General features: G+C 74.9%; 5 protein-coding genes and 1 pseudogene. 2 read left to right on the plus strand and 4 right to left on the minus strand.

The genetic code is table 11. The features are described from left to right. Nucleotides 1–342 (minus strand): sigma-70 family RNA polymerase sigma factor (locus tag AB0J52_RS29505; protein ID WP_500185821.1); only part of this gene is annotated, 342 nt, incomplete at its 3' end. Between the two features lie 110 nt (nucleotides 343–452). Between AB0J52_RS29505 and AB0J52_RS29510 the strand changes: the two genes are divergently transcribed. Beyond that, nucleotides 453–839, plus strand: a complete 387-nt coding sequence (locus AB0J52_RS29510) for an SgcJ/EcaC family oxidoreductase (protein ID WP_500185822.1) — start codon at nucleotides 453–455, stop codon at nucleotides 837–839. A gap of 82 nt (nucleotides 840–921) precedes the next feature. Further along, nucleotides 922–1,293 (plus strand): VOC family protein, encoded by a 372-nt coding sequence (locus AB0J52_RS29515; protein ID WP_500185823.1) that lies wholly within the window; start codon nucleotides 922–924, stop codon nucleotides 1,291–1,293. A gap of 15 nt (nucleotides 1,294–1,308) precedes the next feature. Here AB0J52_RS29515 and AB0J52_RS29520 read toward each other — a convergent pair whose 3' ends face one another. The 3 genes and pseudogenes from AB0J52_RS29520 to AB0J52_RS29530 form a co-directional block, all read right to left on the minus strand. Next, nucleotides 1,309–2,160, minus strand: coding sequence for a TIGR03619 family F420-dependent LLM class oxidoreductase (locus AB0J52_RS29520; protein WP_500185824.1), 852 nt, complete (start codon nucleotides 2,158–2,160; stop codon nucleotides 1,309–1,311). Beyond that, nucleotides 2,157–3,767, minus strand: coding sequence for a hydantoinase B/oxoprolinase family protein (locus AB0J52_RS29525; protein WP_500185825.1), 1,611 nt, complete (start codon nucleotides 3,765–3,767; stop codon nucleotides 2,157–2,159). The genes AB0J52_RS29520 and AB0J52_RS29525 overlap by 4 nt, the downstream gene beginning before the upstream one ends. Further along, a pseudogene (locus AB0J52_RS29530) lies at nucleotides 3,764–4,342 on the minus strand (hypothetical protein); the annotation flags it as partial. The gene AB0J52_RS29525 and the pseudogene AB0J52_RS29530, both read right to left, overlap by 4 nt.

The raw sequence follows: 4,342 nt of genomic DNA on the forward strand, positions 1-4,342 counted from the left end.
GGGCACCTCGCGGACGGCCGGGTCCGTGGGGATCGGCTGGAGCCACGGCACCTCGTGCCCGTGCACGAGCGGCTCGTCCGGGTCCGCGCCGGGGGCGCCGATCCCGGACGGCAGCGGACGGCGCGCCCGGGACTCCAGCGCGTTGAGGCAGGCGTTGGTGGCGATGCGGTACAGCCACGTCCGCATCGACGCCTTGCGCTCGTCGAACCGGTCGTAGGAACGCCACGCGCGCAGCATCGTCTCCTGGACGAGGTCCTCGGCGTCGGCGGCCGAGCCGAGCATCCGGTAGCAGTGGGTCAGGAGTTCCCGGCGGTGCGGGGCCGTGCGCGCTTCGAAGTCCACGTCCCGTACATACCGGGTGCGGACCGGAAATTCATCGGGCGGCGGCGATGAATCCGGGACCGGCGCCCGGTACGTACCGGGTGACAGCACACCGAACCGAGGGAGCGACCATGACCGACAACGAGACCGCCGTCCACGACCTGCTCGACCGGCTCTGCGGAGCGTGGGCGGACGGCGACGCCGACGCGTTCGCCGGCCTGTACGCCGAGGACGCCACGTCCATCTCCCCCAGCGTGTTCGCGTCCGGCCGGGACGCCGTCCGCGACCAGATGGCCGGGGCGTTCGCGGGGCCGTTCAAGAACACCCGCCTGCACGAGGAGGTCCACTCCGTCCGGTTCCCGAGCCCGACGACGGCGCTGGTCACCTCCCGGAGCACGGCGCTCGGTCCGGACGAGGAGCCCTCGGCGGCGGCCTCCTGGCTCCGGGCCACCTGGGTGCTCGCGACGGACGGCGACGGCTGGAAGGTGCACGCCTTCCACGGCTGCCCGGCGGCCTGACCCGAGGGCCCGCCGCCCGTGCCCGGTGAGTTTTGACGCGTCCGCGGGTCTCCCCTTGCACCGAACCGAGCAGGAGGACCGTATGAGCGGCATCACCGGAATCTGGGCGGCGGGCGTCCCGGTCACCGACCAGGACAGGGCCGTCGAGTTCTACGTCGGCGTCCTCGGCATGGAGAAGCGGCGGGACGTGCCACTGGGGCAGTTCGGCGGGCGCTGGATCGAGGTGGCCCCCGCCGGGTCGCCGACGTCGATCGCGCTCGTCCCCGCGAGCGAGGGGTCGCCGACCGGGCGCAGCACGGAGATCCGGCTCGCGACCGCCGACGCCCAGGCGCTGCACACCGAGCTGGTGGCGCGGGGCGTGGACGCCGACGACGTCCTGACCTGGGAGGGCGCGCCGCCGATGTTCGCCTTCCGCGACCAGGACGGCAACGCCCTCTCCGTCACCCAGGTCTAGTCCGCCCTCGCCACCTCAGTCGCCGTCCGCGAAGGCGTGGCGCTCGGCGAAGGACGCGAGGCTCTCGACGGCCTCCCGGGACCGGCGCCACGGCCGGACGATCAGCCGGTCGACGCCGAGCGCCGCCCATTCGGCCACTTCGTCCGGGTCCTCCAGGGCGTACGCGTGCGCGGTGATCTCGAACGGCTCGTCGCCGCGTCCGGCCTTCTCCCGGAGCTCGCGCAGCAGCTCGATCCGGGGCCGGATGCCGTCGAGGGTCTGCGGCATGGAGATCCATCCGTCGCAGAGGGTCGCGGCGCGGCGGAGGGCCGCCTTCGACTCGCCGCCCGCGAGGACGGGCAGGTGCGGCTGGACGGGCTTCGGCTCGAAGGCGAGTTCGGGGAAGGCGTAGAACTCGCCGCTGTGCTCGACGACGGGTTCGGTCCAGAGGCGGCGGGAGACGGCGAGGGCCTCGTCCAGGCGGCGGCCCCGGCTGGCGAAGTCGAGCCCGGCGGCGAGCCATTCGCCCTCGTACCAGCCCGCGCCGACGCCGACGACCGCGCGGCCGTTGGAGATCTGGTCGAGGGTCGCGAAGGTCCGCGCGGCCACGAGGGGGTGGCGCAGGCCGTAGAGGTACACGGCCGTCCCGAGCCGGACGCGCGTCGTCAGGGCCGCCAGCGCGCACAGGTAGGCGGGCGCGTCGTACAGCGGCGTCGCCGGGTTGAGGCGGGGCTTGTTGTCGTAGGGATAGGTCTCGGTGGACAGGTCGGTCGTGAAGACGAGGTGCTCGGCGAGCCAGACGGACTCGAAGCCGAGGCGGTCGGCGGTGACGGCCAGGTCCTTCCAGGCGGCCGGGTGGACGAGGCCGAGCGGAATGCCGAACTTCATGGGGTCCTCCCGTCGGCGCGGTCGCGGGCGACCGCCTCGGGTGCGCGCTGCTCCGGCGGGCCGTACCCGCCGCCGCCGGACGTCTCGACGATCAGGGCCTCGCCGGCGGCGAGGGGCTGGCGAGTGGCCTTCGTGCCGAGCGGCTCGGTCCGTCCGTCGGCGCGTTCCCGCAGGTAGGAGCCGGGGCGTCCGGGTGAGCCGCCGGACGCGCCGGGCGGCGGGCGCAGCAGCCGGTCGCCGCGGGTGTCCACGCGGGCGTCGTCCAGCACCCGCAGGACGGTCCGGGTGCCGAGGCCGCCGCGGTGCCGTCCCGCGCCGCCGGAGCCGGGGATGAGGGAGACCTCCTCGATCCGGACGGGCAGCCGGGCCTCGACGGGTTCGACCTGCGGGACGATGTTGCGCCCGCCGCCGAACAGCGCTCCGGTGGCGTCCGCGCCGTCGCCGTCCGGGCGGGCACCGGTGCCGCCGAGGTCGAACGCCATGTGCAGCCAGGGCGAGCGCACGCCGCTGATGCTGAACGCCTGGAGGATGCCGGAGGCGGCGGCGCCGTCCGGCGCGATGGCCGACAGGACGGCCTCCTCGGCGGCGGCGACCGTGCCGAACCGCCCGCCGCCGGGGAACGGCCGCGTGCAGTGGACGAGCGTGCCGCGCGGCAGCCGGATGTCGACGGGAGTGAAGCAGCCCTCGTTCATCGGCAGGGCCGGGTCCACGAAGCACCGCACCGCGTACAGGACGCCGCCGATGGTCTGGGAGAAGCCCGAGTTCACCGGCAGCGGGACCTGCTCGTCGGTGCCGTCGAAGTCCACGGTGAGCGCGCCGGCGCCGTCCGAGGTGACCGCGACGCGGACGGTGTGCCCGTCGTCCAGGGTGTAGGACGCGCTGCGCGTGCCCGCCGGGATGCCCGCGAGGCCGTCGCGCATGCGGCGTTCGGTGTGCGCGAGGTAGTCGGCGATGCCGTGGGCGAGGCCGTCCGGGGTGTACGTCTCGATGATCTCGGCGAGGCGGCGGGCGGCGACGTTCGCTCCTGCGATGAGCGCGCGCAGGTCGCCGACGAGGCGTTCGGGCGTGCGGCTGTTGGCGGCGAGGACGCGGACGAGGTCGTCCACGAGCCCCGTGGCGGTCGCGATCCGGACGGGCGGTAGCTGGAGCCCTTCCAGGAACACGTCGGTCGCGTCGGAGGCCATCCCGCCCGCGGAGAGCCCGGACAGGTCGGCGACGTGGATGAGCGTGCCCGTGAAGTAGGCGGGCGTCCCGTCCACGAACACGGGACGGAAGACGAGCAGGTCGTTGGCGTGGATGCCGCCCTGGTAGACGTCGTTCAGCACGAACACGTCGCCCGGCTCCATCGTCTCGGGCGGGTGGGCGTCCAGCAGGAACGGCAGGGCGCTGCGCAGGCTGGCGCACTGGATCAGCGCGGTCGACAGGGAGTGCGCGACGAGCCGCCCGCGCGCGTCGAGGATCGCCGCCGCCGCGTCCGCGCCCTCCACGATGAACGCCGAGTAGGCGGACCGGACGACCACGATCCCGGCCTCCTCCGCCGCCACGCACAGCGCGTTCCGCAGGATCTCGGCGGTCAGGTCGGGCGCGGTCGCCCCGGGGGGTGTCATGGCCGTGCCTCCAGGAGGATCGCGCCCTCGTCGTCCACGGTGCCGCGCCAGCCGGGCGGGACGAGCAGGGAGCACTGCGGTTCGGTGACGACGCACGGCCCGTCGAAGGCGTCCCCGGGCGCGTGGCTCGCACGCGCGCGGACCGGCACGTCCGTCCAGCCGTCCGGGAGCCAGATCCGGCGGGACGCCGCGGGCGACGGCACGGGAGTCAGGCGCGGCCCCGGCGGAGCGTCGCCGGGGAGCGTCACCCGCACGCGCGCGGTGGTCAGCTCGGCGGGGTCACGCAGGTCGATGCCGTACGACTCGTGGTAGCGCTTGTAGAACTCCTCGGCCGCGCCCTGCACGGTCTCCGGCGTGATCGGCCCGGCGGGCAGCTCCACGGTGAACGCGTGCGCCTGCCCGACGAACCGGATCCCGACCGATCGCACGACGGCGGCCGCGTCCCCCGCCGACAGGTCCGCGCGCGCCGACCGTTCCAGCTCGGCGAGCAGGCCGGTGAGCTCGCCGAGCGCCTCGCGGCTCGCGGAGCAGGACGTCAGCCGCGCGACCGGCGCGAGGAACGTGCGCGCCCGCTC

It is taken from the genome of Spirillospora sp. NPDC049652 (assembly GCF_040675125.1).
In the GTDB taxonomy this organism is placed as follows: domain Bacteria; phylum Actinomycetota; class Actinomycetes; order Streptosporangiales; family Streptosporangiaceae; genus Spirillospora.